The organism is Ruegeria sp. TASC047, from assembly GCF_059612445.1.
This window is the reverse complement of sequence record NZ_JBXWQP010000028.1, coordinates 19296-45579: the sequence shown is the minus strand read 5'-3', so window position 1 is coordinate 45579 and position 26284 is coordinate 19296. Positions and strand designations below refer to the sequence as shown.

Genomic DNA, 26284 nt, shown 5'->3' with positions numbered 1-26284 from the left:
CGATCCGGGCAACTGGACCGGTCGGCTGGGAAACCTCACTCCCCCCTGACCGTGTTCAGCATTTCGACGATCCTCTGCCGCGTTGCCAGACTGTCCTCCAGCAGGCTTCCCGCATCCGCCAACGGCTTGCCTGACACGCGAACCGGCGGGGCCAAAAGGGCCTCGGAGGTTTGGTTGAGGCTTGCGTACTTTCCGTCAGAGGGCCCAATCCTTTCCTCCGGTAACCCGGCCAGCCATAGGTATCGGTTTGCTTCTTCCTGTTGCCCGCGGCTCTGCATGAGTTCGGCCACCGCCGCATAGTCCTGCACCTTGTCCAACGCTTGCGCCCGCAGGACGAGCGCCTCGTCCGAGGTATCATTGGCCAGCTCAAGCATGGCCTTTTGCGGGCGGTCCGACAGCAACGCCGCACGGGCGCGCAGACGGGCACGCTCTGACCGCCGGGCCCGATCTTCAGGCCTGTTTGCCAGCGCAACGGCCTGATCGGCAAAGCCAAGCACGGCCAGGCGTTCGGCCAGTGCAATCGCGGTATCCGTGGATAGCGCCGCCGCCCGGCCCGACTGCTGCACCAATGTGACCTGACGCAAAAAGGTAAGGTCGTCTGAGCGTTCTGCCAGCAATTGCAGGTGACGGTTGAAAGCGCTGTTGCTGTCCGAACCGTCTGGCAAAGACTGGATCACATCGAATGCGCTGTCGAAATCCTGGCTCAGACCCAGGGCAATCGCATGGGTGCGGTTCATCATCGGGCCCAGTTCAGATCGCCGGAACTCGATCGCGTAAGACGCGGCCAGTTCAAGTTCCCTTGAAGACACAGTCTTGCGGTCGGACCACCGCTTTTCCACCAGCCGCGCCAAAGCCAAAGGCGCCTCGGACTTGGCCCCGGCCGAGGTCGCGACCTCGGTCAACAGCGCTTCTTCAAGGGCGCTGTCGCCTTCGGCTTCGGCGACGCCAGCCCGGGCCAGCGTGGTGTTCGGGGACGGCTTCTGTTCAACCCGGTCGACCGAACGCATGATCCTGCGCGCGGCCTCCAGTTCCTGCGCGTCTGTCAGGATATCCGAAAGTCGCGCGCCAAGGTGGCGGCGAAGATGCTCTGGCAGCTTTGCAAAGCTGTGTTCGATGGCTTCAAGATGTGCATCAGGTGCCAGCTTTCCCTCAGAGAGCACGGCCCAAAGTGCGACGTCGCTGTTGCACCGTTGCTGGCCCCTGAATGGATTTGAAACCTGTGCTGGCCGCTCATCCACCAGCCGTGCAATCCCTTCAACACGGCCAATCTCATCCGATGGGGGGGGCAATAACTGCAAAACCTTCAGCGCCTCGGCCCCAAAGCCGTTATAGGCATAGAGCTTTGCCAATTTCAGCGCGCTTTCCGCGTCAAGACGGTCGAACTCTTTGTACAGGGCGGTGCGCAGGACGGACACCTGTTCTGGAAACGGGCGCGTCCCGGACCATGTCGTGAAGCCCAGTTCAGCCGTTGAGATACAAACCGGGTTGTTATCTATCTGCTGCAAACCAGAGTTCAGAATGTCCTGCAGATCATCCAGAACCGAGGTCACGCGGATGTTCGACGTCAATCCGGGTAACAGCGTCACGGCCTCGGACGAGGCAGAACGGCGCGGCCCGACAGGTGCCAGTTTCAGGTCCAGCAGCTCACGATCCGCCCCTTGCACCAGACGGGTCGACAACTGATCCCTGATCCCGTGCGTCTTCCCGGTCAGAAGCGGCAGGTCCAGCTGGGAAAGAAGCTTGTGTTCCGGGGGAGAAGCTTTCGGCGCTGCCGGTTTTTTTCGGGTCGGCGGAGGGATTTCCGCAAGCAAGGGCGGCAGGGCTATTGCTGGTGCAATGTCCAAAACGATCATCGAGTTTCGAAACAGGAACGCCGACGCCGTGCAGTCGCACCCGAATTCTAGCTCAAGCGCGCCACCGGGTTGCGCCTGCGACAGCGCGGCCAGCCGATCTGATGTCAACCGCCCGAACACCGAACCCGTCCGAAATGTGACACCCTTCAGGTCAATTGCCAGCTTGGCGCCGTTCTTGCGTTGGCTCAGAACCCAGCTCGTATCCGGTGGAACGGTGAAAACCAGCCGGGTGTAGCCGTCATGTTCACCGGACCGCACAGTCACCTCTTCAGAGGTTGCGGCCGTTGCAAGCGTGATCAGTGCTGCAACCAATATCCCGATTTGCCTCATGCCGCGGCCCGTTTGAGCTCTTTCAACGCATCCTCAAGCTCAGAGAAACCGGGGCGGTTATGCGTTGGTGTGTTCTGGCGTCCGACCTCAATGCACATGGCAGCATTGTGGTTGTGCAGGTTTGCAACCAAAACTTCCTTGATCAACTGATAGAAGTGGTTGTCTTCCTCGACAACGGATTTCAGCTTGGCCGCAAAGGGACCAACCAGACCGTAGGCCAGAAAGACACCCAGAAACGTACCCACAAGGGCGCCGCCGATCAGTTTTCCCAGAACTTCCGGTGGCTGATCAATGGACCCCATTGTCTTGATTACCCCCAGAACGGCGGCGACAATTCCAAGCGCGGGCAGGCCGTCGGCCACGGTTTGCAAGGCGTGGCTCGAATGCAGGGCATGGTGGAAATTCGCTTCCATCCGTTTCTCCAGAACCTCTTCGACCTGATGCGGATCGTCGTAATTCATCGCCGCGGACCGCATCGTGTCGCAAATCAGATCAACCGCTTCCTTGTCGGCCTGAATTCTGGGGTAGGACGAAAACAGGTCCGAGCTGCCGGGGTCTTCGATATGCTGTTCCACCTCTACCGGATTGGCGCGGGCAATGCGGATGAGGGAAAACAGCAGGCACAACAGGTCGCGGTAATCCTCGGGCTTCCATTTCGGGCCTTTAAAGACCTTCCCCATGTCCTTGATCGTGTGTTTCACGCCGCCGATGTCGTTGCTGATCAAAAAGGCACCAACCGCGGCACCACCGATCATCATCATTTCAAACGGAAGCGACTTTAGAATGATTGTCATCTTGCCGCCAGCGGCCAAATAGCCGCCGAAGACCATCACGAAAATGACGACAATTCCAACAATTCCAATCATCTGAGATCTCCGGCTATGTGTGTTGCAACCGCGGGGAACACGGGCAGCTATTCCTGCGGGGTCGAGGCGTTTCGACCCGCCATGACAACGCTGATCGTATAGGCCGCTTCGGGGCTGAGCCCCGCCAGAACCCCGGCTGCCGCATCCGGTGACATGCGTGACAGAAACCCGGCGGCAAAGGTCGGGTCCATGGATTCGAACAGCGCGGCCGCGTCTTTCGGCTTCATGTTCTGATAGACATCGGTCAGGCGCGTCAGGTCGTTTTCCGCCGCCCTGTCCGACAGCGCCAGAGTGGTGCGCAACGCCTCTTCGGCCTCCTCAAGCGCGGCCATGCGCATCTCGATAGCTTGACCCGCGATTTCCAAAGCGTTTTCCTGCTCGCGCAGCATGTCTTCCTTTTGTTTGACACGCTCTTCCCGGCGCAGAAGCTCGGTCAGCAGAACCTGCATGTCACGGGTGTCGGACGGGGCGGGTTCATCGTGTTCCGCCTCAGGTTTGGCTGGTTTGGCAAAGGCCGGTCCGGCTTCCAGCCCGATGCGAATGGTGGCCGAGCCGATCATCAGCAATGAGATCACGGCAAGCACACCTCCACGGGACCGCACGTTGGGAGAGTTGATCCGCGGGCGGCTCATGCCTGCGCCTCGCCTTGCTTGCGGTCATGCCGGAAGAACATCAGCCCCTCAGGTGCGCGTGTCTGTTCTTCGGGCGTAGCGGCTTCGCTGGCCTGCTGCTCGGGTTTGCCTTCGTGCTTCACGCTCTCCGGAACTTCGGTGGTGGCGCTTGTCGCTGAAACCTCTGCCTCGGGTTGGGGGTCAGCGTCTTTTTCGGGCACGACGTCGTGCATTGACGCCATCATGAGTTCCAGCCGCTGTGCCACCGTTTCGGCGCGCGCCGTCAGTGCCCTAAGCTGATCGCCCGACTGATCAGAGGCATTGCGCGCATCATCCAGTGATCTCCGCAGCTCTTCCGCCTGGGTCGACAGCACCGCCACCGCGCCGCCGACGCCCTTTTCAAGATCGGCAAAACGCTTGAGACGGCGCGACAGCACAAAACAATACAGACCCGCACCCATGGCGCCGGCGACCAGCAAAATATCCGCAATCAGCTCCAATTTCGCCTCCTAGTTCAGAACAAATTCCACCACCAGCACATCGCGCACGCGACCTTCGCCAACGACAATCTCGATGCGGCGCAGCAGGTGGCCCCGGATGCGCATCAACGCCAGTGAATCTTCAAGATCTTTTAGTTCGACGGCCCGCAGATACCCGTTCAGGACATCCATGATTCGCGGTCGCATTTTTTCCACGTCAGTCATGTACGGGGCGTTAACCTCAAGCTGTGCGTGAAACTTCAGATGCCGCGCGCCGCCGGAATTCACCGAAACGATCACCGGCGGCAAATCGAGAAAGGCAACATCCGCCAATGCCTTGGCCGGTTCTTCCTTTTCCACGTCATGGCTTTCCGCCTTCTCGGCCTTGTTCCCCAGCGGCAGCAGCCCGGATGAGGTCAGGAAATACCCACCGGCGGCACCGGCGATGGCCAGAATCACCCCGACGATGATCCCTTTTTTCCCCTTCTTTTCCGGGGTTTCCGCCTGTTCAGCCGTTGCGTCGGTCATGACGTCCTCATTCCTGTGATCTGTCCTGTCATAACCTCGCAGGGACTAACCGATTGTTAAGGGCAATCGTCCAAACAGAGGATGCGCCGGGCAGAATGTCGGCGAGTCGGAGGTGAGCGTGCAGCAGATCGGAACTGTCTGGGCAAGTTTGGACAGGCGTAAACAAATCGTCGTTGCCGGTGCGGTTGTGCTGGTGTTTCTGGGGATCCTCGGAATGTCGCGCCTTGCGACAGCGCCGTCGATGACCCTGCTTTACGCGGGTCTGGAAAGCGGGGCCGCCGGGGATATCGTGCACGCGCTGGATCAGCGTGGTGTGGCCTACGAGATTCGGGGCGGATCAATTTACGTCTCGGGCGCACAGCGGGACGAGCTGCGGGTGACTTTGGCCAGTGAAGGTCTGCCTGCCAACGGCAACAAGGGCTACGAACTGCTTGATTCGCTGAACGGTTTCGGCACCACTTCCCAGATGTTTGATGCCGCCTACTGGCGCGCGAAAGAGGGTGAACTGGCGCGCACAATCGTGGGCAGCCCGCATGTCAGCCAGGCCCGCGTTCATATCGCCAATGGCTCTGCCAATCCGTTTCAGCGCAGCGTCGCACCGACGGCTTCGGTCTATTTGGTGCCCTCGGGGGGCGAGATCACCGGCGATCAGGCCAAGGCTATCCGGTTTCTTGTCGCGTCGGCCGTTAGTGGTCTGTCGCCTGAAAGCGTGACAGTGATCGATTCGAACGGGTCCGTGATTGGCGGGCAGGACACCGCCGTGGCCGCCGATACGGCAGATGACAAGGCGCGGCAGTTGCGGGAACGGGTTCTGCGTCTGGTCGAAGCACGCGTTGGTACTGGAAATGCCGTTGTCGAGGTTTCTGTCGATACTGAAACCAGGACAGAATCCCTGCGTGAGCGGCGCTTTGACCCCAAGGGCAGGGTGGCGATCAGTACAGATGTCGAGGAACGCTCCGACAGCGCGCGCAACCAGTCAGCCGATGTCACCGTGGCCTCAAATCTGCCCGACGGCGATGGCGCGGGGGGGGACGAATCGAATTCGACCGCGACCCAGACACGTGAGAGGGTGAATTACGAGGTTTCCGAAACCGAGCTGGAGGTGCACACCGCCCCCGGTGCGATCAAACGCCTGACGGTTGCCGTTCTGGTCAACGGAACGCGGGCGGTGGATGCCTCGGGCGCTGAATCCTTTACACCGCTGCCGCAGACGGAACTCGACGCACTTGAAGAGCTGGTGGCCTCGGCTGTGGGATTTGACGCCGCGCGCGGGGATGTCATCACTCTGAAATCGCTGGATTTACCGACGGTCGCGCCACAAGGCACGCTGGTTTCCTCTTCGCTTTGGCAAAACATCCATCTGGACGCCATGTCACTGATCCAGATGGCAGCGTTGGCGCTGGTGTCGCTGGTGCTGGCGTTGTTCGTGATCCGTCCGATCCTGATGAAACCTGCGATGGTCCCGGCGCTGTTGCCAGCTGCGGAGGGGAGGGCTCCGCCCCCGTCGGTCCTGACCGGTGAAATCGCGGCGGACGGAACGGCAGAGTTCACGCCGCTGCCCCAACAAGGGACCGTTCCCGTGCTTGGGGTCAGTGCCATCGGGGACCCGGTTGATCGGTTGCGCGCAATGATCGGCGACAAGCAGGAAGAAACGGTCGAGATCCTGCGCAGTTGGCTTGAAGAAGGTGAGGAGCGCGTGTGATGTCCATCGCTCATCTGCTTGAGGATTTCACCACCCGGACCAGCGCCGGAGCCGTTCTGTATCTGGACGAGGAAACGCTTGAGGAACAACGCCTTGCCGCGTTCGAAAGCGGGTACGGTGCCGGTTGGGAGGATGCCGCGCAGGCGCAGGAACAGAACCGCGGCCGCGTTTCGGATGAACTAGCGGGTTCGCTTGAGGATATGTCCTTCACCTATCACGAGGCGCTTAACCGGATGACATTGTCTCTGGAACCGATGTTCGAAAGCCTGGTTCAGACCGTATTGCCTGACATGGTCGAACGCGGGCTGGCCGCCCGGATCGTCGAACAGCTTTGCGAGATGGCGCGCGTCGAAATCGAACAACCGATGCAGATCATGGTGCCGGAAAGGTGCGCGCAAGCCGTGCAATCCCTGCTGCCGCAGACCCTGAACTCCGCACCGCGCGTCATCGAAGACCCTGGCCTGGCCCCCGGACAGGCGCGATTGCAGGTCGGCACAAGCCGGCGTGAGATTGATTGCGCGGCCCTGCTGTCCATCATTGCACAGGCATTTGACGCATACGTCTTTGAGGCAAGAAAGGCTTTGTCCAATGAATGACACCCAGTTCCCGAAAACCGAAAAACCCAATCCTTTCGAAACGGTCCCGATTGAAGTGACCGTTTCGGTTGGCCGCGCCCGCCCGTTGATCCGGGATTTGCTGAACATGGGTGAGAACGCGGTGCTAACCCTGGACAAGCGGATCGAGGACCCGGTCGACCTTTATGTCGGGGATCAGCTGGTGGCACGCGGGGTGCTTGAGGAGATGGAGGGCGATCAGGCGGGGCAACTGGCCGTGCGCCTGACCGAGATTGCGGATCTGCAAAACGGAATCGGCTGATGCGCTATGTGATCTGGCTGGGTCTGGCTGTAGTGGTGTCACTGCCGTCGATGGCGGCAGCTCAGGATGTGACCCTGTCGCTGGGCGAAGGCGGTTCGATCTCGGCCCGCACCATCCAGCTGATCCTGTTGATCACGGTGCTCAGCGTTGCTCCGGGTCTGGCGATCATGATCACCTGTTTCCCGTTCCTGATCACCGTGCTTTCGATCCTGCGGCAGGGTGTCGGCCTGCAGCAATCGCCGCCGAATATGCTTTTGGTCAGTCTTGCGCTGTTTCTGACCTATTTCATCATGGACCCGGTGTTCACCGAGGCCTGGACCGCAGGAATACGCCCGATGATGGAAGAAACCATGGCGGTCGAGCCCGCGCTGGAACGCGCGTTAGAGCCTTTTCGCGCCTTCATGGCCAACCGGCTGGATTCAGATACGTTTTATGCAATGGCGGCCCTGCGCCCCGGCGGTGACGCGATCGAGCTGTCCGCCCAGGCCCCGTTATCGGTGTTGATGCCCTCTTTCATGCTGTCCGAGATCGCGCGTGCCTTTCAGATCGGGTTCCTGATCTTCCTGCCCTTTCTGATCATCGATCTTGTGGTTGCGGCGGTATTGATGTCGATGGGCATGATGATGGTGCCACCTGCCATCGTGTCACTGCCGTTCAAGCTGGCGTTTTTCGTGGTCGCTGACGGGTGGGCCTTGATCGCAGGCGCGCTGGTGCGCAGCTATATGCCCTAGATCTCTCCAAAGGGACCTCACGAAAAAGGGCCAGACAAGCCTGGCCCTTCAGATTTGCACAGAAAACGCGTTTTCCGAGCTCATTTGCGCCGGAAACGGCTTAACCCGTCTTTTTCAGGTCCGTGATCAGCTGATTCAGGTTGCCTTTGCGGGCATCCAGCATTGCGCCAATCTCGGTGCGTTCGGTCAGCAACAGATTCACGCCTTCGATGAACATGTTGTAGAACTTGTCGCGGCCGGATTTGTCGGAAACAAGGAACGTCACATCGAACGGGGCTGATCCGCGCAGCTTGACCATCGTGCGAACCTCGAACCCGGCCCTGATCTTGCGGGCATTGCGAACATCGACCTCACCGCCGATGAACTCGCGGAAACGGCGGCCGTATTTGCGCGAGATATAACCCTGAAAGGCAGCGGTGAACTGTTTCAGCTGGGTCGGGCTGGCTGAGCGGGCATCCGCACCCAGCGCATAGCGCGCCATGATCGGCACGTCGGCATATTGAGCGAAGATCTTTTCGAAATCGCGCAGCATCGCTTTTTCGGACTTGCCCGACTCGATCACCCGGTTGATGTCGGTAACCACGCTGGTCACAAGCGCCTTGGCGGCGGCCTCGGTCTGGGAAAAGGCAGGTACGGGCAGCACTGCCAGCGCAAGTCCGGCTGCGATAAAATGACGACGGTTCAGCGCGTTATTCAGCATAGGGGTCCTCGTAGGGGTCAAGATAGGGGTCCCTGACCGGGTCCGTCCCGGTTTCGGCATAGGGGTCAGAATACAAGTCCAGATAGGCGTCTTCGTCATCTCTTGCCAGTTCGAAGCGGCGGTTTTGCAGATAGATCAGGCGAGCCTGCGCATAGCTGTCGGCACTTTCGTAAAGAATGGAATCGACAGTATCTGAGAACCGGCCCCGATCCCCCATGCGCCGCACGATTTCGGCGTAGACGCCAAGGTTGTCGGCGGGTCGGGTCGGGCTGAAATTGATCGGGTTCGAGAACAGGTTGACCACAACCCCAATTGCATCCCTTTGGGTTGACGGGCCATAGAATGGCAGCTCGATATAAGCGCCTTCACCCACTCCCCAGACATGCAGGGTCTCACCGAAATCCGTGTCCACCGGTGGCAGGTTCAGCTCATCAGCGGGCGAAGACAGGCCAAAGCCACCTACGGTCATGTTGATCACAAAGCGCAGCAGGGCGTTGCCCATCTGTTTCGGGTTGCCCTGAAGCAGGTAGTCAACCGCTTGACCGGGCAGCGAGATGTTTTCGGCAAAAGTGCTGAAACTGGTGACCATCGGGTCAGGAACGATTTTGACATAGCCTTTCGAGGCCGGCCGGAACAGAAACCGGTCAACACCCAGATTGAACTTGTGAATTCCCCGGTTCGCATTTTCATACGGATCAAACACGTCAGTGCGCGAGGCACCCTCGGGTGGCGTGGTTGCACAGGCGGACACAACGGCCATGAGCGACAGTAAAACAAGGTGTTTCAGGCGAAATCTGCTCGACACGATCTTTGTCTCTCCTAAATGGCCCGGCACATGCGCCTGCCGGACATTCAATCAATAATCCACCAAAATCCACGTGCCGGGGCGGCACAAGTTGCAGTCACATAGTCGTTTCAGGTCTTAAATGAAACACCTTGCGTGTAACCTGTTCATCACGGTGGGGTAAAGTGACCGTCGATCAACAGTGAATTTTCAGTAAAGATACGCTCAGATCGCAGGAAGGCCGAAATTTGCCGGTTTCCGTCTTTCCCAATCCGTGCTTCCCGGTTAGCGTCCCGCAGAGTTGAATTTAGGGAAGGACCCTCGCAATGAGCATCGCTGCCAAACTTGAAAGCCTCGGTGTAACGCTGGAAGAAGCGCCCGCGCCTGCGGCTAACTATGTGCCTTTCGTGCGTGTCGGCAATATCCTGTATGTATCCGGCCAGATCTCGAAGACTGATAAGCTGATCACCGGTAAACTGGGCGATGACTTGGATGTCGAAGCCGGGGCTGCGGCGGCGCGTGTCTGCGCGATCAACCTGCTGGCACAGGTCAAGGCGGCCTGCGACGGAGATATTGAAAAGCTGGTCCGCGTGATCAAACTGACCGGATTCGTGAACTCGACCGCTGATTTCACGGCACAGCCCCAGGTAATCAACGGCGCGTCCGATTTTCTGGTCGAGGCGCTGGGCGATGCCGGTCGCCACTCGCGTTCCGCCGTCAGCGCGGCGTCGCTTCCGCTGGGTGTTGCGGTCGAGATCGAAGGCATCTTCGAAATCGAATGACGCCGCCCCTACCAGATGTGTTTTTGCAGGCCCCGATTGCGCATCGGGCGCTGCATGACATTACCAAGAACCGCCCGGAAAACAGCCGGGCGGCCATTCGTGCCGCGATTGAAGCTGGATACGGGATCGAGATCGATCTTCAGCTGACATCGGATGACCAGGCAATGGTCTTTCACGATTATGACATGACCCGCCTGACCGGGCAGTCGGGGCCCATTCAGCAGGTCACGGCACTTGCCGCCTCTGGCACGCCGCTTCAGCATGGGGATGACGGCATTCCGACACTGGATGATGTGCTGGAAATTGTCGCGGGCCGGGTGCCGTTGCTGATCGAATTAAAGGATCAGGACGGGGCGATGGGCACGAATGTGGGCGCGCTTGAGCTCGACACGGTGCGCGCGTTGCAGGGTTACAAAGGCCCGGTGGCCCTGATGTCCTTCAATCCCAACTCGGTCGCTGAACTGGCGCGGCTCGCCCCGCATCTGCCGCGCGGGATCACGACCTGCGCCTATGAACCCAGTGTCGAGCTTTTGCCGCAAAGCATCTGCGATCACCTGCGCGATATCCCGGATTTCGACCGTGTCGGTGCCAGTTTCATCAGCCACGAAGCCGCAGACCTGTCGCGCCCCCGCGTGGCGGAACTCAAGGCGCGGGGCGTGCCGATCCTGTGTTGGACAATCCGGTCGCCCGAACAAGAGGCAGAAGCCCGCAGGGTTGCCGACAATGTGACCTTCGAAGGCTATTTGGCTGCGCATTCGACTTGAACCCCCTCCGCGTGGTCACAGATAAAGGACAGGCGCGGAGGACATATGGATCAGGCACAGATCGAGGTTCAGGTACTGGGCGCTCTGTCGCAGATTCCAGCGGCAGAGTGGGATGCCTGCGCCTGCCCCGAAGTTGCCGATGGCGGGCGGCCGCTTGATCCCTTTACCACACATCGCTTTTTGCTGGCGCTGGAAGACAGCGGCTCGGTCGGGCGTGGCACCGGCTGGCAGCCGCAATACCTGACCGCCTATCTTGACGGGATGCTGATCGCGGCGGCCCCGATGTATGCCAAATCGCACAGCCAGGGTGAATATATCTTCGATCACAGCTGGGCCCATGCCTATGAAAGCGCGGGCGGGCGGTATTACCCCAAGCTGCAAATCGCGGTGCCGTTCACCCCGGCAACCGGGCGGCGGTTTCTGGTGCGTCCGGGCTATGAACGGATCGGCATGACGGCGCTGGTTCAGGGGGCGGTGCAGCTTGCAGCTGACAACCGGGTCTCGTCCCTTCACGCGACCTTCTGTACCGAAGACGAAGCCCTTGCTGGCGAACAGATGGGCCTGATGCTGCGCCGATCGCAGCAGTTTCACTGGCTGAACGATAACTATTCAGATTTCGACGACTTCCTGAGCGCGCTGTCGTCGCGCAAGCGCAAAACTATCCGGAAAGAACGCACGCAGGCCTGTGGATTTGGCGGCGAGATCCACACTCTGACCGGTGACCAGCTGCGCCCCGAACACTGGGACGCGTTCTGGCGGTTCTATCAGGACACCGGATCGCGCAAATGGGGCTCACCCTACCTGACGCGGAAGTTCTTTGATATTGCACAGGACACAATGGCAGATGACATGGCCCTTGTGATGGCAGAACGGAATGGCTTTCCCATTGCGGGTGCGTTGAACTTTATCGGCCGGGAAACCCTTTTTGGGCGCTATTGGGGCTGCATCGAACATCATCCCTGCCTGCATTTCGAACTGTGCTATTATAGGGCAATCGACTTTGCCATTGCTCACGGTCTGGCCCGGGTCGAGGCAGGCGCACAGGGCGAACATAAGCTGGCGCGAGGGTACCTGCCAACACGCACGCATAGCTTGCATTGGGTCGGCGATCCGGGTTTTGCTGATGCGGTCAAGAAATATCTGGACGCCGAAGGCCACGCAGTGGAAGAAGAGATCGAGATTCTGACGGATTACGGCCCGTTCAGGAAATCGAACCCGGAGGAACAGCAATGACCGAACTCTTGTCGACCGAAACCCGTGGCCCGCTGCTGGATCCGCTGTTCAAAAACGGTTGGACCATGGTTGAAGGCCGCGATGCGATCACCAAGACTTTCATTTTCGACAATTTCGTCCATGCCTTCGGCTGGATGACACAGGTGGCAATCTGGGCCGAGAAGTGGAACCATCACCCCGAATGGTTCAATGTCTACCGCACGGTCGAGGTTGTCTTGTCCACCCATGATGTGGGCGGCCTGTCCTCGCTGGATGCCAAACTGGCCCGCAAGATGGACAGTCTGTGCTAGCGGTCGTTGCGGCCTGACCCTTCACCGCCAGCCAGCGATGCGGCAGTGCCCATCTGCCGGAACTCGGCAGGCGTGACAGTGCCGTCGCTGACGTCAATCGCCCTTGGAATACCCGTGGTCTTGTTTCCGATCTGGCGCACACTGCGCGCGGCCGGGTTGATATCCAAACACTTGGTTTCATAGCAGGTCAGGCCAGACAGGTTGATCTGAATGCGGGCCTGTCCGTCCGGGCCTGTCACCAACGGGGCCTGCGGCACGTCACAGGCCGCAACCAGCGCCAGCGCTGTCAAACCGAGCCATTTGTTCATCTCATGCTCCTGCCATTAATCAAGCTGACCATTCCTGTCCTGATCGGCAGACAGGAAATCCTCACCCATCTGGGTGTCAAATTCAGGTCTTGAGATTACATTGTCGCCGTTTCGGTCAGCGTTGCGGAACAGTTTGATGTCCATGAACGGTTTGGCCTCGGCCTGACCCAGAGTGCCGTTCCTGTCTTCGTCCATCGTCTGAAAGGCGTAATCCGAGAAAGCATCGAACTCGTCTTTGGACAGGAACCCGTCATTGTTGGCGTCGATGGCCCTCAACTCGTTTTCGTGCAGCTCAGCCACGCTTTCGGCGTGACCCGAACCGGCCAAAGCCACCATGAATATCACCAGGCTTAACTGTTTCATATCGACCTCCTCAGCACGCGAATCTCTGACCTTCGATGCCACCAGCGGCAGCGCCCGCTGCGGTCAGGATCGTCTTGCCCGATCCGCCACCAAACTGGTTGCCGATTGCACCCCCGATCAGCGCCCCGCCCAACGTTCCGCCCAGACAGGCGATTTCGTGCTGGCGTGCGGCTTGCTGTTGCGGGGTCGGGGCCGGTCCGCAGGCCGCCAAAAGGGCCGCGCCGGACAGTAATAGGTAGAACGCGTTAAGTTTCATGAAAAAACTCCCCGTATGAATACGCCAAGTATTCGCGCTCTGGGGCGGTGCTTCAAGTTAAATTGGCGGCGAAAGGCCCCGGTCGGACCGGGGCAGATCAAAATCAGATCACATCCAGCAGGCCTTCTCCGGCGGAAATTTCGCAGGCGCCGGGGTTTTCTTCCATATTCAGCACCGTGACCTTGCCATCCTCGACCAGCATTGCATATCGCTTGGACCGCGTGAAAAGCCCCACGGGCGGCGCATCGAAATCCATGCCGATGGCCTTGGTGAACTCTGCCGCCGCATCCGATACCATGGTCAGCCCTGCCTCGGTCGCACCCGTGGATTGCCCCCACGCCTGCATCACAAACGGATCATTGACCGAAAGGCACAGGATCTCGTCCACGCCCTTGGCATCAAACTGTTTCTTCGTGCGGATAAAACTGGGCACATGGGCGGTCGTGCAGGTGCCGGTATAGGCCCCCGGCACGGCAAAGATCACCACCTTGCGGCCTTTGGTCTTGTCTGAAATCCGCACCTCTTCTGGCCCGTTCGCACCCATCTGGATCAGCGTTGCTTCGGGCAGGGTATCTCCTGTTGAAATCATTATTCAGCTCCTGTCGTTTGGATTTGCAGAAATGGGCTTAGCCGCAATATAGGTGGTCTGAACACGGTGACCACTTGAAAACTGCGGGGTAGGCAAAGCATGAGCCATATTGTCGTGATCGGCGCGGGACAGGCAGGCGCGTCTTTGGTGGCCCGTCTGCGCAAGGACGGGTTTGCGGGTGAGATCACTCTGGTCGGGGCCGAGCCGCATCTGCCTTATCAGCGCCCGCCCCTGTCCAAAGCCTATCTGCTGGGCGAGATGGAGCTTGAGCGTCTGTTCCTGCGGCCTGAAAGTTTTTATACGGAAAACAACATCACCCTGCGTCTGGGTCAGCGCGTCACCGGTATCGACCCCAAGGCCAAAACGGTCACGCTGGGGGATGAGGTTATCTCTTACGACGAACTGGCGCTGACCACCGGATCGGACCCGCGCCGCCTGCCCGCCGCGATTGGTGGCGATCTGGACGGTGTGCATGTGGTGCGCGATCTGGCCCATATCGACGAGATGGAGCCCAAAGTGACCGAAGGTGCCCGCGCGCTGATCGTCGGCGGCGGGTATATCGGGCTTGAGGCCGCCGCCGTCTGTGCCAAGCGTGGCGTCAAGGTCACTCTGGTTGAAATGGCCGACCGTATCCTGCAACGGGTCGCAGCGCCCGAGACCAGCGATTATTTCCGCGCGTTGCACAGTGCATACGGCGCTGACATCCGCGAAGGCGTCGGGCTGGATCATCTGATCGGCGAAAACGGCAAGGTCACCGGCGCGGTTCTGACTGACGGTACAAAACTCGAGGTCGATTTCGTCGTGGTTGGCGTCGGTATTGCACCCGCAACCCAACTGGCTGAGATGGCGGGGCTGGACCTGGACAACGGCATCAGGACCGACGCCCATGGTCGCACATCTGACCCGTCGATCTGGGCGGCTGGCGATTGCGCCTCCTTTCCCCATGGCGAAGGCCGCATCCGTCTGGAAAGCGTCCCCAACGCCATTGATCAGGCCGAGATCGTGGCCCAGAACATGCTGGGCGCGGCCAAGGATTATGTGGCAACCCCGTGGTTCTGGTCGGATCAATACGACGTCAAGCTTCAGATCGCGGGCCTGAACACCGGATATGACCGCGTGGTGACGCGGCAGGGCGAAGGGCAGACCGTATCCTTCTGGTATTACAACGGTGACAAGCTGATTGCGGTCGACGCGATGAACGATCCGCGCGCCTATATGGTTGGCAAGCGCCTGATCGAGATGGGAAAAACGGCCGACCCGGCTGTCGTGGCTGACCCGGATGCAGACCTTAAACCGCTGCTCAAGGCATGAGGATCATCGCCGGAGAGTTCCGCGGTCGCGCCCTGACCCCCATCGGCAAGGGCGATGCGGGTGCACATCTGCGCCCGACCACCGACCGGGTGCGCGAAAGCCTGTTCAACGTGCTGGCCCATCAGATCGATTTCGACGGCCTGCGCGTGCTGGACCTGTTTGCTGGCACCGGGGCGCTCGGGCTCGAAGCGCTGTCACGCGGCGCGGCGCATGTCACCTTCGTCGATGACGGGCGCGTGGCGCAGGGTTTGATCCGCAAGAATATCGACCTGACCCGCAGTACCGGGCGCACAGACCTGATCCGCCGCGATGCAACCCGGTTGGGCGAAAATCCGGGCGCACCCTATGATCTGATCTTTCTGGACCCGCCCTATGGCAAGGCCATGGGTCAGAAAGCCATTGCCGCGCTGTCCAATGGCTGGATCGCGGATGATGCGCTGCTGGTTTGGGAAGAAAACTCACGGATGCAGGCTCCGGCCGGGTTCACGTTGCACGACAGCCGAAAATATGGCGACACGTATATTTCATTGATGCGGAACGGTGATCAAAGTGCATGATCTGGTCATTTTCGATTGCGATGGCGTTCTGGTCGACAGCGAGGTGATCTCGAACCAGGTGCTGGCGGACAATCTGGCGGGCTATGGCCTGCACCTGACCTTGCCCGAATGCATGTCCCTGTTTGTGGGCGGAACCATGGTCGGGGTGCGCGACAAGGCGCGTGCGATGGGCGCTGATCTTCCCGAAGACTGGATTGATCAGGTCTATGCCGAAACCTACGACCGCCTGCGCGCCGGTGTGCCTTTGGTGCCGGGTGTCGCGGACCTGCTTGCGGCGCTGGATCAGCGGGGCATCCCCTGTTGCGTGGCCTCAAACGGCAGCCCGGACAAGATGCAGATCACGCTGGGCCAGAACGGGCTTTGGGACCGGTTCAAAGATGTGATGTTCTCGGCCCATGTGCTTGGCACCGGCAAGCCTGATCCAAAGATGTTCCAACTGGCGGCCGAGAATTTTGGCGCACAGGCCCCGGTGGTCATCGAAGACAGCCACAATGGCGTTACAGCCGCAATCCGGGCCAATATGCGCTGTCTGGCCTACGCGCCGCATGGCGTTGGTGACAGGCTGGCCGATCTTGGGGCCGAGGTGATCACGGATATGTCACAGGCGCACCCGCTGTTGGGACTCTGACCCCCAACTGTGTTAGGGTGCAGCCATGGATCATGCTCTAACACCCTTTGTCTGGACAGTCTCCCGCGACGCCGAGGTCATGGCGAAACCTGACCCCAAGCCCCTGCGCGCGCCGGTGTTCATCCACGATGCGGTTACCCCTTGGGGGGCTGAGACGATGCTGCTTAAACTCCTGCGCGAACAGGCCGCCGATCAGGACGAATAGGTCGGGTGAAACTTGCCGCCTGGCGACAGGGTAAAGATATCGACCCCATCTGCCGTTACGCCCACCGAATGCTCGAACTGTGCCGACAGCGACTTGTCGCGGGTCACGGCGGTCCAGTCATCGGCCAGCGTCTTGGTTTCGGGGCGGCCCAGATTGACCATCGGTTCAATGGTAAAGAACATGCCTTCCTCAAGAACCGCGCCTGTGCCGGGGCGGCCATAATGCAGCACATTCGGCGGCGCGTGGAACACGCGGCCCAGACCGTGCCCGCAAAAGTCGCGAACAACACTCATCCGATGCGCTTCGACATAGGCCTGAATGGCATGGCCGATATCGCCGAACGTGTTGCCCGGCTTGACCATCTCGATGCCCTTGAACAGTGCGTTATGGGTTACCTGGATCAGACGCTCGGCCTTGCGCGGCAGTTTGCCCGCCACATACATGCGCGAGGTGTCACCGAACCAGCCATCCACGATGACGGTCACATCGATGTTCAGGATATCGCCATCCTTCAGCTTCTTGTCACCGGGAATACCGTGGCAGACCACATGGTTCACACTGATGCAGCTGGCGTGTTCATATCCCTTATAGCCGATCGTGGCCGAGGTCGCGCCCGCATCCTCGACCATCTGCGTGATCAGCCCGTCAAGCGCACCCGTGGTCTGACCGGGAAAGACATGCGCGGCGATATCATCCAATATCCGCGCCGCCAGAGCGCCCGCCGCGTGCATCCCGGCAAAATCACCCTGTTCATAGATGCGGATACCGTCCTTGGTCAGACGGCCACGATGCTCTTTCATCGACGCAAAGCTCCAATTGTTACGCGCGGCACTTCTTTTACGCTGCTTGTGCAGAAAGTACCAGAGGGTGCGGGGTTACACTCACTCAGCGAAGTAGTTCGACGGCTCATAACTTTCAACAGCCGCTCTCTCATGCTGGCACTACGACCCTATGCCGAAACAGGCTCAATCCCACGCTATTCTGGGGGGCGGAATACCGCAAACTTCCAAACGAGCGGACAGTGCAATCAATTTGCCCTTGGTTGCGGCTATTTCGCCCTCCAGATCATCCCCTGATAAACTGGATACAGGAACTCCGATCAATAGCACGCCGACAGCGTCACCGGCAACTGCTTGTTTCTGGGCGGAAATCAAGGCGGGCACTCTGGCGACCTCTTGTTGGTAGAGTTGTCGTGCCTTTGCGCAGGATACGTTGCTATAGACATCCCCGATTGGAACCGGTGCGATCGAACTTGGTTGTTCCGCACATGCTGTGACGGCGAGAATGGCGGCCAATGTGATTAGAATTTTTGGCATGCTGAACTCCGTGGCTTCTGACATAAGGCGACAGTTTCGCGGAGGCTCAGCAGGTATAGGTGAACTCCCACTGAGGGTCGAGGACCAGTCTGGCAGAACGGATGTCACATGTTCTGCCGGTTGACTTCAGGTATTCTGTCGCCGCCGATTGAAAGACCAACTGCGTGGGGTCCATACTGCCAGCCAAGCCGAATGTTGCACCTTCGGCTGCACCGGCCAAGGCGGAATCTGCCAGGCTGGGCGTCAGCATAATCAAGCCGCTTTCAGGCTTGTCGAAGACGCGCCAGGTTCTGCCATACGCTTCGAAGTTTATTGGGTCGACGTCGCCATATGTCTTCATCGCGTAACTCATGCCCGAGCAAGAGGCCGTGTACAGGAGTGCGGCGCACAGAACGGTTATACCGATTGTTTTGTATAGCATGACAAATCTCCCCCCCGAAATTATCGTGCTGAATAGCAAAGCTTTTTATGTGCTGATTAACATTGATATGAATCAACAAATAATACTTTAAGAATATTTATAGTTAGCTTTAGGTTTGACCCGAGATGCCAGGCTTTCTTGATTCTGGTACGTGCTGCTGAATAGCCTTTAGATCGGTTTGGGTAAGACTGCGATCCCCTCTGGTGAAATCTCTGTCCCATACACCAACCGTTCCACCCCCATCGCCTGCGCCGCCTCGAACGCTGCCGCATAGGCCGGGTCAATATCCGTGGCCAGCGCGAACCGGTCGCAATCGGTGCGTTGCACCAGGTACAGCATGATCGCCCGGTGCCCCTGCGCTGCCATCTGTGCCAGCTCGCCCAGATGTTTGGTGCCGCGGGCGGTGACGCTGTCGGGGAACTCGGCCAGACCGGGCTGGCGGGACAGCGTCACGCTTTTGACCTCGATATAGGCATCTGGCAGGCCGGGGCCGCTCAGCAGGAAATCGATACGGCTGTTTTGCCCGTATTTCACCTCGGGCCGGACGGTGTCATAAGCGGCCAGCTCGGGGATCTCGCGCGCCGCAAGCGCTGCCCGCAGGGCGCGGTTCGGGACGGAAGTATCGACCCCGGTGAAATGCCCGTTTTCGTGATCCACCAGCCGCAAGCCGAATTTCAGCTTTTTCTTCGGGTCGTCATTGGGCTCAAGCCAGATCAAATGGCCCGGTTCGGCCAGCCCCATCATGGATCCCGGATTGGCGCAATGGGCGGTCACTTCGCGCCCGTCTTCCAAACGGCAATCGGCCAGAAAGCGTTTGTAGCGACGGATCAGGCGGGCGGGGACAAGAGGGGTTCCAAAACGCATGTCTCACGGCCTATACCTGCCCCTGAAGACGATCAAGAGGAGTCCGCGCCATGGCCAATCCAACCGCAGCAATGCTGGTGATCGGGGATGAAATCCTGTCGGGCCGCACCCGCGATGCAAACATGCATTATCTGGCGCAGGAGCTGGCAAAACACGGCATCGACCTAAAAGAGGTTCGCATCGTCAGCGATGACGCCCCCGCCATCGAAGCGGCGGTCAAAGCGCTGTCTGACAGCCACGACACCGTCTTTACCAGCGGCGGCATCGGCCCGACCCATGACGATATCACCGCCGATTGCATTGCGCGCGCCTTCGACGCCCCGATTGACATTCGCGACGACGCGCGCGCGCTGTTGCAGGCGCATTACGACAAATCCGGGCTGGAACTGAACGCCGCCCGCCTGCGCATGGCGCGTATCCCGGAGGGCGCGACATTGATCGACAATCCGGTCTCGACAGCGCCGGGTTTCACCCTGAAGAACGTACATGTGATGGCCGGGGTGCCGCTGGTGTTTCAGGCTATGGTCGCCAGCGTCCTGCCCACACTGACCGGTGGCAGCCCCCTGTTGTCGCAAACCCTGCGCGTGGACCGGGGCGAAGGCGATATCGCCGCAAACCTGTCTGCGCTGGCCGAGGATTTCAGCGATCTGTCCATCGGCTGCTATCCGTTTCAGATCAACGGGGCCTTCGGGGCCAACGTGGTGGTGCGCGGCACCAATGGTAGTCGGATTGACGCGGCCATGACCCGTCTGGCGAAAGAGCTTGGGCTTTGAGCAGCGATTGGGCGGACATCGTCGACGGCACATGGCCTGCCGCGCGGTATCGCAGGCTGGGGCCGTTTCAGCTGCGCGAAGGGCAGGGCGGCGGCTCGCGTGTTTCTGCGGCCAATGCGCTGGCCCCGGCCAGCGATGCAGATATCGACGCGGCCGAGGCCGCGATGCAGGCCATGGGGCAGAAATCCATCTTCTGCCTGCGCCCGGGTGATGAGGCGCTGGATGCAAAGCTGGCGCAACGGGGATATGACATCCTTGATCCGGTCAACATCTATACGTGCCCCGTCTCTCACCTCACCGATCAGCCGATCCCTCCGGTCATGGTGTTTTCGGTCTGGGAGCCGCTTGAAATCATGCGCGAAATCTGGGCGGCTGGTGGGATCGGGCCCGAACGTCTGGCGGTGATGGAGCGCGCGAAGGGTCCCAAAACCGGTCTGCTGCTGCGCCACAACGACCAACCCAGCGGGGCAGCCTTCGTGGCGATGCATGGCGATGTCGCGATGCTGCATGCGCTTGAAATCCTGCCCGCGCACCGCCGTCAGGGGCTGGGTCAGTGGACCATGCGCGCCGCGGCGATTTGGGCAGGTGACAACGGTGCTCAAACCTTCAGTGTGATCTGCACCAAGGCCAATGAAGGTGCCAACGGTCTCTATTGCGCCCTCGGGATGGAGATCGCCAGTGAATACCATTACCGTCACCTTGTCTGAACAAAAGGGGTCGCCATGACACAGAAAGACATGCCCACCGCGCTGAACCTGCCCATGGTCGATCCACTGCCGCCGGAAACGCAGAAATATTTCGATATCTGTGTCGAAAAGCTGGGCATGGTGCCGAATGTGCTAAAGGCAAACGCCTTCGATATCGACAAGCTGAACACGTTCACGGCGATGTATAATGATCTGATGCTGGCCAACAGCGGCCTGTCCAAGCTGGAGCGCGAGATGATTGCCGTGGTCGTATCGTCGATCAACAAGTGCTTCTACTGTCTGGTCGCACACGGCGCGGCGGTCCGGCAGCTTTCGGGCAACCCGCAACTGGGCGAGATGCTGGTGATGAATTACCGTGTTGCCCCGATCGAGCCCCGGCAGCGCGCAATGCTGGACTTTGCCGCCAAAATGACAACCGCCAGCGCCGAGATCGAAGAGCCCGACCGCCAGAACCTGCGCGACGCAGGCTTTTCCGACCGCGACATCTGGGACATCGCCAATGTTGCCGGGTTCTTCAACATGTCCAACCGGGTGGCCAGTGCCACGGCAATGGTACCCAACCCCGAGTATCACGCGCAGTTTCGATGATCCGATCAGCCGCCCTTATCGCCACGCTGCTGGCGGGGCCGGTTCTGGCGCAGGACCTGACCCTGCCAGCCAGCGCCCGCCAGATCAGCGACCGTACCTCGCCGCTGGACAGCTATGACCTGCCAACGGGGCCTTATGCGAATGGCGCGGTGCCTGCTGACACCCTCGAAGGCCGGGTTGAACGCTACACGTGGCGGCTTCAGGCGGGCTCAAGCACAACTCTCCAGCTTCTGACCCCGCTGCGCGACCAGATCGAGGCACAGGGCTACAAGATTCTGTTCGAATGTGATGCCCGCGCCTGTGGCGGCTTCGATTTCCGCTTTGGCACCGAGGTCGTTCCGACCCCGGACATGTATGTCGCCATTCAGGATTACCGTTTCCTGTCGGCCACCAAGGGGCCTGTTGCCCTCAGCCTGCTGGTCAGCCGCAACCCCCCGGACGGGTATGTCCAGATGATCCGCGTCACACCCCAGAATGCACCGGACCCTGTTCCGGTCGTGATCGAACAGGCAGTCGAAGGGTCGGGCGGGCTGCTTGAGGCGCTGGCAACATCGGGTCACGTGATACTGGACGATCTGCATTTTCCAACCGGTGAGGTTGCGTTGGACGAGGGGACTTATGCCTCACTGACCCTGCTGGCAGGGTATCTGGCCGAAAATCCTAAGATGCGACTGGCGCTGGTGGGGCATACCGATGACACCGGCGCGTTGCAGGCCAATATCGCGGTCAGCAAAGGTCGGGCCGAGTCGGTCCGCACCCGTCTAATCGATGCGCATGGCGTGGCCGCCGACCGGATCGAGGCGCAGGGTGTCGGCTATCTGTCCCCGCTCACCTCGAACGCAACTCCCGAAGGGCGCGAGCTGAACCGCCGGGTCGAGGCGGTCTTGCTCGTCAACTGACCCACCACAGGTACAGCGGCAGTCCGACCGTGATGTTGAACGGAAACGACACACCCAGCGACAGGGTCAGATAAATCCCGGCCTCGGCCTTCGGTAGTGCAATTTTCATAGCGGCCGGAACCGCGATATAAGACGCCGAGGCTGACAGCACCATGAACAGGAACAGGCTGCCTTGCGGCAATCCGATCACCGCACCGACGGCCCAGGCCATCAGCGCGCCGATCAGGGGCATCAATACGCCAAATGCGAACAGGCCAACCGACAGTTTGTCGCGATTGCTGATCAGGCTGCGCCCCGCCGAAAGCCCCATATCCAGCAGAAACAGACACAGGATGCCGGTGAAAGGCGTGACGATGAAAGGCGCGATCATCTGCATACCTTCACCCCCGGTAATGGCCCCGATCAGGAACGCCCCGGTCAACAGCACAATCGATCCATTGGCCAGCAGATCACGCCACAGCTTGTCATCCTTGACGCCATTGCCGCCGGTCTTGTGTGCCAGCCACAGCGCCGACAGAATGGCCGGCACCTCCATCGCTGCCGCAACCGCCACCATGAACCCGTCATGGGTCAATCCCATCAGATCCAGCAGGCTGGTGGCGGTGACAAAGGTGACAATCGAAATCGAGCCGTAATGCCCCGCTACCGCCGCAGCGTTCAACGCATCCAACCGTGTCATCATCCTCAGCAGGGCAAAGGCCACGAAGGGGATGGTAAAGGACAGGGCCACGCCGCCCAGCAGGGTCAGGAACAATTGCAGGTGGATGCCATGCGCGGCCAGGCTGGCACCGCCTTTGAACCCGATGGCCAGCAGCAGGTAGAGCGACATGAACTTGGCCGCGCCCGCCGGGATAGACAAATCACTGCGCACAAAAGCCGCCAGAAGCCCTAGGGCAAAAAACAATATGGTGGGCACCAGCAGGTTGCTGGACAGCGTCTCGATCACTCCGGGCATACTTGACTCCTGATCCCTCGTTTCAGGGCTTGGTGCCTTGCAAAATAGATTTGGCCAAATACTATCTTTTTAAGTTTAATATAGTTTTAGGCTATGAAATGCGTCCAACCTTGCGCCAATTGGAATACATCGTCACGGTCAGCCGCCTCGGGCGGTTCAGTTTGGCCGCCGAGGTGCTGAATGTCAGCCAACCCAGCCTGTCGGCGCAAATTGCAACCGTAGAACAAGAGCTTGGCGTTCGGATCTTTGACCGCAACCGCGGCGGAATTCAGGTGACGACAAAGGGGGAAGAGTTCATCTCGCGCGCGCAAAAGATCCTTGCCGAGGTCAAGGACCTGCGCCACGCCATGACCAACGATATGCCTGTCGGAGGAAGGTTGCGACTGGGCGTTTTGCCTTCGATCGGGCCGTACCTCCTGCCGCAAGCCATCAAAGAGGTGCACCGCCTGCGCCCCGGATTACGCATTGTCGTGCGCGAGGAAAACACCCGCGATCTGGAACAGGGCCTGAAATCCGGTCGGTTTGACCTGATCCTGTCAACGCCCGAGGATCACCCTAATACCGTGCAGCACCGCTTGTTCAACGAACCCCTCTGGGTCGCGGTGGCCGTTGACGACGTTCTGGCGCAGGACCCACAAGGCGTCAGTGCCGCCGACTTGCAGAACCGGCTGTTCCTGACCCTTGACCAAAGCCACCGCCTGTCGCGCATCGTCTATGCGCTGGCAGCGGAATGCGGCGGTGTGGTTTCGGATGAATATGAAGGCACAACGCTTGATTCCATTGTCCTGATGGCGGCCTCTGGGGTTGGGGTTGCGGTTCTGCCGGATCTGTTTGCCCGCAGACAGGGCATTTACCGCGACGAAGTGCGGCTGCGCCCGCTGTCCATTCCCAATGCCAATCGCGATATCGCATTGCTGGCGCGCAATGCCGAAACGCCGCCGCCGGGTCAGAACGTGTTGATGGAAAGCCTACGCTCTTCCGCGCGATCCATCGGCCTGACGGTGATCGGTTCATAAAAAAGGCCCGCACTTTGACATGCGGGCCAAAGGTTGGTCTTCAGGGAGAAACTACCAATCCATCGGGCTTTTGTCTTCGAATGCATCGACCAGAAAATCGATGAAGGCCCGTACTTTGGGTTGTGTGAAGCGGCCGGGCGGATAAACTGCGTAAATGCCCTGTACCTCGTCCGGCAGGGACGGCATGGCATCGACAACCCGCCCCGATTTCAACGCTTCGGCATAAAGATAGCTGGGCAGATATGCGATCCCCAGCCCCGAGATGGCTGCGTTCAGCAGCGACTGGCCGTCATTCACGCTTAGCCAGCCCGCGGTGCGCACCTGACGCTTTTCACCGGACGGTGCGGTCAGCTTCCAGACATTGCCTGACGACTGGCTGGAATAGTGCAGCAACTTGTGTTCGTTCAGATCGTCGATCTTCTGCGGGCGCCCGAACCGTTCGATATAGCTGGGCGCGGCGACCATGCGTTTGACCGTTTCGGTCAGCTTGCGGGCGCGCAACGTGCTGTCTTCCAGCTCTCCGATGCGCACGGCCACGTCAAATCCTTCGGAAATCAGTTCGACATAGCGGTTGTTCAGAACCATGTTCACGGTGATGTCGGGGTAGACGGCCAGGAAATCGGACAGGACCGGCGACAGGTGATTTACGCCGAAATCCGTGGCAACGCTGATGCGCAGCAGACCGGACGGAGCCGATTGCATCGATGTGACCAGCGAATCCGCTTCACCCGCATCATTCAGAACGCGACGCGCGCGGTCATAATAGGCCAGGCCGATTTCTGTCGGCGACACCCGGCGCGTGGTGCGGTTCAGCAGCCGGGCTCCCAGACGCGCTTCGAGGCTCGAGACGTGTTTGGACACGGCCGATTTGGAGATGCCCATCTTCTTGGCCGCATCGGTGAAGCCACCCTGGTCCACCACATTGGCGAAGGCTTCCATTTCGGTCAGTCGGTCCATTCTCGTTCCCCAGATCTTGATTTCCAACCCGACTATCGCTCTGAATCTGGGCGGAATCGGGGCATACATGGGATAATATCAGGGATTTGAATCGGATCGTTTGCGTATGAGAAACGCAGAAACAGTGGTTTCCAAACCGGCCCCGAACCCTGCGATACTGCATTTTCCGCGCAATCGTTCGTTTCTGTTCATCTTAGAATGGCATTTTTGTGACCACAGAAGGGGTCAGGAAATCCGTTTTCTCCGTCTCCGTCCTTGTCGGTCTTTTGGCCGGGAGCGCGGAACCCCGAAAACCCTTTGCAAAGCCATGTTTCACCACCCCGTCCGACGGCAACACCGGGCCGTAACCCCTGTTCCCTGACCGATCGGTATTTACATCTTCGCGGATGTTCGCGACCCTGCGCGCATTTGCAGGGGGTTTGAATGTCACTGGAATTCTTCATCACTTCCATGATCGTCGTGCTGCTGCCGGGCACCGGTGTCATCTACACACTGGCCGTTGGCCTGGGCCGCGGTATCCGGGCCAGCGTTGCCGCCGCGGTCGGATGCACAGTGGGAATCGTTCCCGCTGCCGTGGCCAGTATCATCGGGCTTGCCGCATTGCTGCACACCAGTGCCGTGGCGTTTCAGCTCGTGAAATACCTTGGTGTCATTTACCTTTTCTACATGGCGTGGGGCATTCTCAGGAGTGGCGGCGCCTTGGATGTCACCGCCGACAAGACCGCGAAAAGCAGTTTCAAGATTGCCATCACCGGAACGCTCATCAACGTGCTGAACCCCAAGCTGTCGCTGTTCTTTCTGGCGTTTCTGCCGCAGTTTCTGCCAGCCGACACGGCGAACGCAGGAGGTGCGCTGATCCAGCTGGCCCTGGCCTTTATGGCCATGACCTTTGTTGTCTTCGTCGGATACGGGGCCTGCGCAGCGCTGGCCCGCGACTATGTGATCAGCCGTCCAACGGTGATGAAGTGGATCAGGCGGAGTTTTGCAACGGCCTTTGGCGCACTGGGTGCAAAACTCGCGCTGTCCGATTAGGAAACGCTAA

The 26284-nt window shown here is 59.7% G+C and carries 35 protein-coding genes; 18 read left to right on the top strand and 17 right to left on the bottom strand.

Annotated elements, in window-relative coordinates; genetic code table 11:
* Window positions 1-35: 35 nt before the first annotated feature.
* Genes AC2FLO_RS06980 through AC2FLO_RS06960 form a run of 5 tightly spaced genes read right to left on the bottom strand, consistent with a single transcriptional unit; the run spans window position 36 to window position 4667 of the window.
* The gene (locus tag AC2FLO_RS06980; RefSeq protein ID WP_496753175.1) at window positions 36-2183 is read right to left on the bottom strand and encodes a hypothetical protein; all 2148 of its coding nucleotides are present in this window, start codon (window positions 2181-2183) and stop codon (window positions 36-38) included.
* On the bottom strand, window positions 2180-3049 hold the full coding sequence (motA, locus tag AC2FLO_RS06975; protein WP_209505140.1) for a flagellar motor stator protein MotA: 870 nt from the start codon (window positions 3047-3049) through the stop codon (window positions 2180-2182). The genes AC2FLO_RS06980 and motA overlap by 4 nt, the downstream gene beginning before the upstream one ends.
* Window positions 3050-3096: 47 nt before the next feature.
* Window positions 3097-3681 carry a MotE family protein gene (locus tag AC2FLO_RS06970; protein ID WP_496753174.1) on the bottom strand — a complete coding sequence of 195 codons (585 nt, stop codon included), beginning with the start codon at window positions 3679-3681 and terminating at the stop codon, window positions 3097-3099.
* A complete protein-coding gene (locus AC2FLO_RS06965; RefSeq protein ID WP_496753173.1) occupies window positions 3678-4160 on the bottom strand; it encodes a DUF6468 domain-containing protein in 483 nt (160 codons plus the stop codon). The genes AC2FLO_RS06970 and AC2FLO_RS06965 overlap by 4 nt, the downstream gene beginning before the upstream one ends.
* A 9-nt stretch (window positions 4161-4169) precedes the next feature.
* On the bottom strand, window positions 4170-4667 hold the full coding sequence (locus AC2FLO_RS06960; protein WP_496753172.1) for a flagellar basal body-associated FliL family protein: 498 nt from the start codon (window positions 4665-4667) through the stop codon (window positions 4170-4172).
* 118 nt (window positions 4668-4785) lie between these two features.
* Here AC2FLO_RS06960 and fliF point away from each other — a divergent pair, with 118 nt between their 5' ends.
* From fliF to fliP, 4 genes are read left to right on the top strand one after another with little or no spacing between them, the layout of a single operon-like run.
* Window positions 4786-6369: a flagellar basal-body MS-ring/collar protein FliF gene (fliF, locus tag AC2FLO_RS06955; RefSeq protein WP_496753171.1), complete on the top strand. Its 1584-nt coding sequence runs from the start codon at window positions 4786-4788 to the stop codon at window positions 6367-6369.
* The gene (locus tag AC2FLO_RS06950; protein WP_496753170.1) at window positions 6369-6965 is read left to right on the top strand and encodes a FliH/SctL family protein; all 597 of its coding nucleotides are present in this window, start codon (window positions 6369-6371) and stop codon (window positions 6963-6965) included. Before fliF ends, AC2FLO_RS06950 begins: the two co-directional genes overlap by 1 nt.
* On the top strand, window positions 6958-7245 hold the full coding sequence (locus AC2FLO_RS06945) for a FliM/FliN family flagellar motor switch protein (RefSeq protein WP_267364617.1): 288 nt from the start codon (window positions 6958-6960) through the stop codon (window positions 7243-7245). Before AC2FLO_RS06950 ends, AC2FLO_RS06945 begins: the two co-directional genes overlap by 8 nt.
* Window positions 7245-7976, top strand: coding sequence for a flagellar type III secretion system pore protein FliP (gene fliP, locus AC2FLO_RS06940; protein ID WP_496753169.1), 732 nt, complete (start codon window positions 7245-7247; stop codon window positions 7974-7976). Before AC2FLO_RS06945 ends, fliP begins: the two co-directional genes overlap by 1 nt.
* A 100-nt stretch (window positions 7977-8076) precedes the next feature.
* Here fliP and AC2FLO_RS06935 read toward each other — a convergent pair whose 3' ends face one another.
* Window positions 8077-8676: an MlaC/ttg2D family ABC transporter substrate-binding protein gene (locus AC2FLO_RS06935; RefSeq protein WP_496753168.1), complete on the bottom strand. Its 600-nt coding sequence runs from the start codon at window positions 8674-8676 to the stop codon at window positions 8077-8079.
* Complete coding sequence (locus AC2FLO_RS06930) at window positions 8666-9436, bottom strand: MlaA family lipoprotein (RefSeq protein ID WP_496753282.1); 771 nt, start codon at window positions 9434-9436, stop codon at window positions 8666-8668. Before AC2FLO_RS06930 ends, AC2FLO_RS06935 begins: the two co-directional genes overlap by 11 nt.
* 350 nt (window positions 9437-9786) lie before the next feature.
* Between AC2FLO_RS06930 and AC2FLO_RS06925 the strand changes: the two genes are divergently transcribed.
* Genes AC2FLO_RS06925 through AC2FLO_RS06910 form a run of 4 tightly spaced genes read left to right on the top strand, consistent with a single transcriptional unit; the run spans window position 9787 to window position 12529 of the window.
* Window positions 9787-10242 carry a RidA family protein gene (locus tag AC2FLO_RS06925; RefSeq protein ID WP_496753167.1) on the top strand — a complete coding sequence of 152 codons (456 nt, stop codon included), beginning with the start codon at window positions 9787-9789 and terminating at the stop codon, window positions 10240-10242.
* Window positions 10239-11006 carry a glycerophosphodiester phosphodiesterase family protein gene (locus tag AC2FLO_RS06920; protein ID WP_496753166.1) on the top strand — a complete coding sequence of 256 codons (768 nt, stop codon included), beginning with the start codon at window positions 10239-10241 and terminating at the stop codon, window positions 11004-11006. Before AC2FLO_RS06925 ends, AC2FLO_RS06920 begins: the two co-directional genes overlap by 4 nt.
* 45 nt (window positions 11007-11051) lie before the next feature.
* Window positions 11052-12239, top strand: a complete 1188-nt coding sequence (locus tag AC2FLO_RS06915) for a GNAT family N-acetyltransferase (protein WP_496753165.1) — start codon at window positions 11052-11054, stop codon at window positions 12237-12239.
* On the top strand, window positions 12236-12529 hold the full coding sequence (locus tag AC2FLO_RS06910) for a 4a-hydroxytetrahydrobiopterin dehydratase (protein WP_209505128.1): 294 nt from the start codon (window positions 12236-12238) through the stop codon (window positions 12527-12529). The genes AC2FLO_RS06915 and AC2FLO_RS06910 overlap by 4 nt, the downstream gene beginning before the upstream one ends.
* Here the strand turns inward: AC2FLO_RS06910 and AC2FLO_RS06905 are convergent.
* The 4 genes from AC2FLO_RS06905 to AC2FLO_RS06890 all read right to left on the bottom strand — a co-directional run bounded on the left by AC2FLO_RS06905 (window position 12526) and on the right by AC2FLO_RS06890 (window position 14045).
* Window positions 12526-12837 (bottom strand): hypothetical protein, encoded by a 312-nt coding sequence (locus tag AC2FLO_RS06905; protein WP_480538291.1) that lies wholly within the window; start codon window positions 12835-12837, stop codon window positions 12526-12528. The genes AC2FLO_RS06910 and AC2FLO_RS06905 overlap by 4 nt on opposite strands.
* A 15-nt stretch (window positions 12838-12852) precedes the next feature.
* Window positions 12853-13200, bottom strand: coding sequence for an EF-hand domain-containing protein (locus tag AC2FLO_RS06900; RefSeq protein ID WP_480586834.1), 348 nt, complete (start codon window positions 13198-13200; stop codon window positions 12853-12855).
* 10 nt (window positions 13201-13210) lie between these two features.
* A complete protein-coding gene (locus AC2FLO_RS06895) occupies window positions 13211-13456 on the bottom strand; it encodes a YMGG-like glycine zipper-containing protein (protein ID WP_209598444.1) in 246 nt (81 codons plus the stop codon).
* Window positions 13457-13559: 103 nt separating this feature from the next.
* Window positions 13560-14045, bottom strand: coding sequence for a peroxiredoxin (locus AC2FLO_RS06890; protein ID WP_480586831.1), 486 nt, complete (start codon window positions 14043-14045; stop codon window positions 13560-13562).
* 99 nt (window positions 14046-14144) lie between these two features.
* On the opposite strand from AC2FLO_RS06890, the gene AC2FLO_RS06885 reads away from it, so the two are divergent.
* Genes AC2FLO_RS06885 through AC2FLO_RS06870 form a run of 4 tightly spaced genes read left to right on the top strand, consistent with a single transcriptional unit; the run spans window position 14145 to window position 16746 of the window.
* Complete coding sequence (locus AC2FLO_RS06885) at window positions 14145-15356, top strand: NAD(P)/FAD-dependent oxidoreductase (RefSeq protein WP_496753164.1); 1212 nt, start codon at window positions 14145-14147, stop codon at window positions 15354-15356.
* On the top strand, window positions 15353-15913 hold the full coding sequence (gene rsmD / locus AC2FLO_RS06880) for a 16S rRNA (guanine(966)-N(2))-methyltransferase RsmD (protein WP_496753163.1): 561 nt from the start codon (window positions 15353-15355) through the stop codon (window positions 15911-15913). Before AC2FLO_RS06885 ends, rsmD begins: the two co-directional genes overlap by 4 nt.
* On the top strand, window positions 15906-16541 hold the full coding sequence (locus AC2FLO_RS06875) for an HAD family hydrolase (protein ID WP_496753162.1): 636 nt from the start codon (window positions 15906-15908) through the stop codon (window positions 16539-16541). Before rsmD ends, AC2FLO_RS06875 begins: the two co-directional genes overlap by 8 nt.
* A gap of 25 nt (window positions 16542-16566) precedes the next feature.
* Complete coding sequence (locus AC2FLO_RS06870) at window positions 16567-16746, top strand: hypothetical protein (RefSeq protein WP_267364635.1); 180 nt, start codon at window positions 16567-16569, stop codon at window positions 16744-16746.
* On the opposite strand, the gene map is transcribed toward AC2FLO_RS06870, so the two are convergent.
* The 4 genes from map to sfsA all read right to left on the bottom strand — a co-directional run bounded on the left by map (window position 16734) and on the right by sfsA (window position 19347).
* Window positions 16734-17546, bottom strand: coding sequence for a type I methionyl aminopeptidase (gene map / locus AC2FLO_RS06865; RefSeq protein WP_496753161.1), 813 nt, complete (start codon window positions 17544-17546; stop codon window positions 16734-16736). The two genes, AC2FLO_RS06870 and map, sit on opposite strands and share 13 nt — an antisense overlap.
* 165 nt (window positions 17547-17711) lie before the next feature.
* Window positions 17712-18062 (bottom strand): hypothetical protein, encoded by a 351-nt coding sequence (locus AC2FLO_RS06860; RefSeq protein WP_496806696.1) that lies wholly within the window; start codon window positions 18060-18062, stop codon window positions 17712-17714.
* Between the two features lie 46 nt (window positions 18063-18108).
* Entirely contained in the window at window positions 18109-18483 is a 375-nt protein-coding gene (locus AC2FLO_RS06855) for a hypothetical protein (RefSeq protein ID WP_496753160.1), read from the bottom strand.
* A gap of 168 nt (window positions 18484-18651) precedes the next feature.
* Window positions 18652-19347, bottom strand: a complete 696-nt coding sequence (gene sfsA / locus AC2FLO_RS06850; protein ID WP_496753159.1) for a DNA/RNA nuclease SfsA — start codon at window positions 19345-19347, stop codon at window positions 18652-18654.
* A gap of 50 nt (window positions 19348-19397) precedes the next feature.
* On the opposite strand from sfsA, the gene AC2FLO_RS06845 reads away from it, so the two are divergent.
* The 4 genes from AC2FLO_RS06845 to AC2FLO_RS06830 are packed head-to-tail and all read left to right on the top strand — an operon-like array spanning window position 19398 to window position 22314.
* Window positions 19398-20120 carry a competence/damage-inducible protein A gene (locus AC2FLO_RS06845; RefSeq protein WP_496753158.1) on the top strand — a complete coding sequence of 241 codons (723 nt, stop codon included), beginning with the start codon at window positions 19398-19400 and terminating at the stop codon, window positions 20118-20120.
* Complete coding sequence (locus AC2FLO_RS06840) at window positions 20117-20827, top strand: GNAT family N-acetyltransferase (protein ID WP_496753157.1); 711 nt, start codon at window positions 20117-20119, stop codon at window positions 20825-20827. The genes AC2FLO_RS06845 and AC2FLO_RS06840 overlap by 4 nt, the downstream gene beginning before the upstream one ends.
* A 15-nt stretch (window positions 20828-20842) precedes the next feature.
* Window positions 20843-21415: a peroxidase-related enzyme gene (locus AC2FLO_RS06835; RefSeq protein ID WP_267365930.1), complete on the top strand. Its 573-nt coding sequence runs from the start codon at window positions 20843-20845 to the stop codon at window positions 21413-21415.
* Entirely contained in the window at window positions 21412-22314 is a 903-nt protein-coding gene (locus AC2FLO_RS06830; protein WP_480484575.1) for an OmpA family protein, read from the top strand. Before AC2FLO_RS06835 ends, AC2FLO_RS06830 begins: the two co-directional genes overlap by 4 nt.
* Here the strand turns inward: AC2FLO_RS06830 and AC2FLO_RS06825 are convergent.
* Window positions 22307-23269 (bottom strand): sodium-dependent bicarbonate transport family permease, encoded by a 963-nt coding sequence (locus AC2FLO_RS06825; RefSeq protein ID WP_480586796.1) that lies wholly within the window; start codon window positions 23267-23269, stop codon window positions 22307-22309. The genes AC2FLO_RS06830 and AC2FLO_RS06825 overlap by 8 nt on opposite strands.
* Before the next feature lie 98 nt (window positions 23270-23367).
* On the opposite strand from AC2FLO_RS06825, the gene AC2FLO_RS06820 reads away from it, so the two are divergent.
* Window positions 23368-24285 carry a LysR family transcriptional regulator gene (locus tag AC2FLO_RS06820; RefSeq protein ID WP_267365933.1) on the top strand — a complete coding sequence of 306 codons (918 nt, stop codon included), beginning with the start codon at window positions 23368-23370 and terminating at the stop codon, window positions 24283-24285.
* A gap of 51 nt (window positions 24286-24336) precedes the next feature.
* Here the strand turns inward: AC2FLO_RS06820 and AC2FLO_RS06815 are convergent, their stop codons facing one another.
* Entirely contained in the window at window positions 24337-25242 is a 906-nt protein-coding gene (locus AC2FLO_RS06815; RefSeq protein WP_209505110.1) for a LysR family transcriptional regulator, read from the bottom strand.
* 423 nt (window positions 25243-25665) lie between these two features.
* On the opposite strand from AC2FLO_RS06815, the gene AC2FLO_RS06810 reads away from it, so the two are divergent.
* Window positions 25666-26274, top strand: coding sequence for a LysE family translocator (locus AC2FLO_RS06810; protein WP_496753156.1), 609 nt, complete (start codon window positions 25666-25668; stop codon window positions 26272-26274).
* Window positions 26275-26284 lie beyond the last annotated feature (10 nt).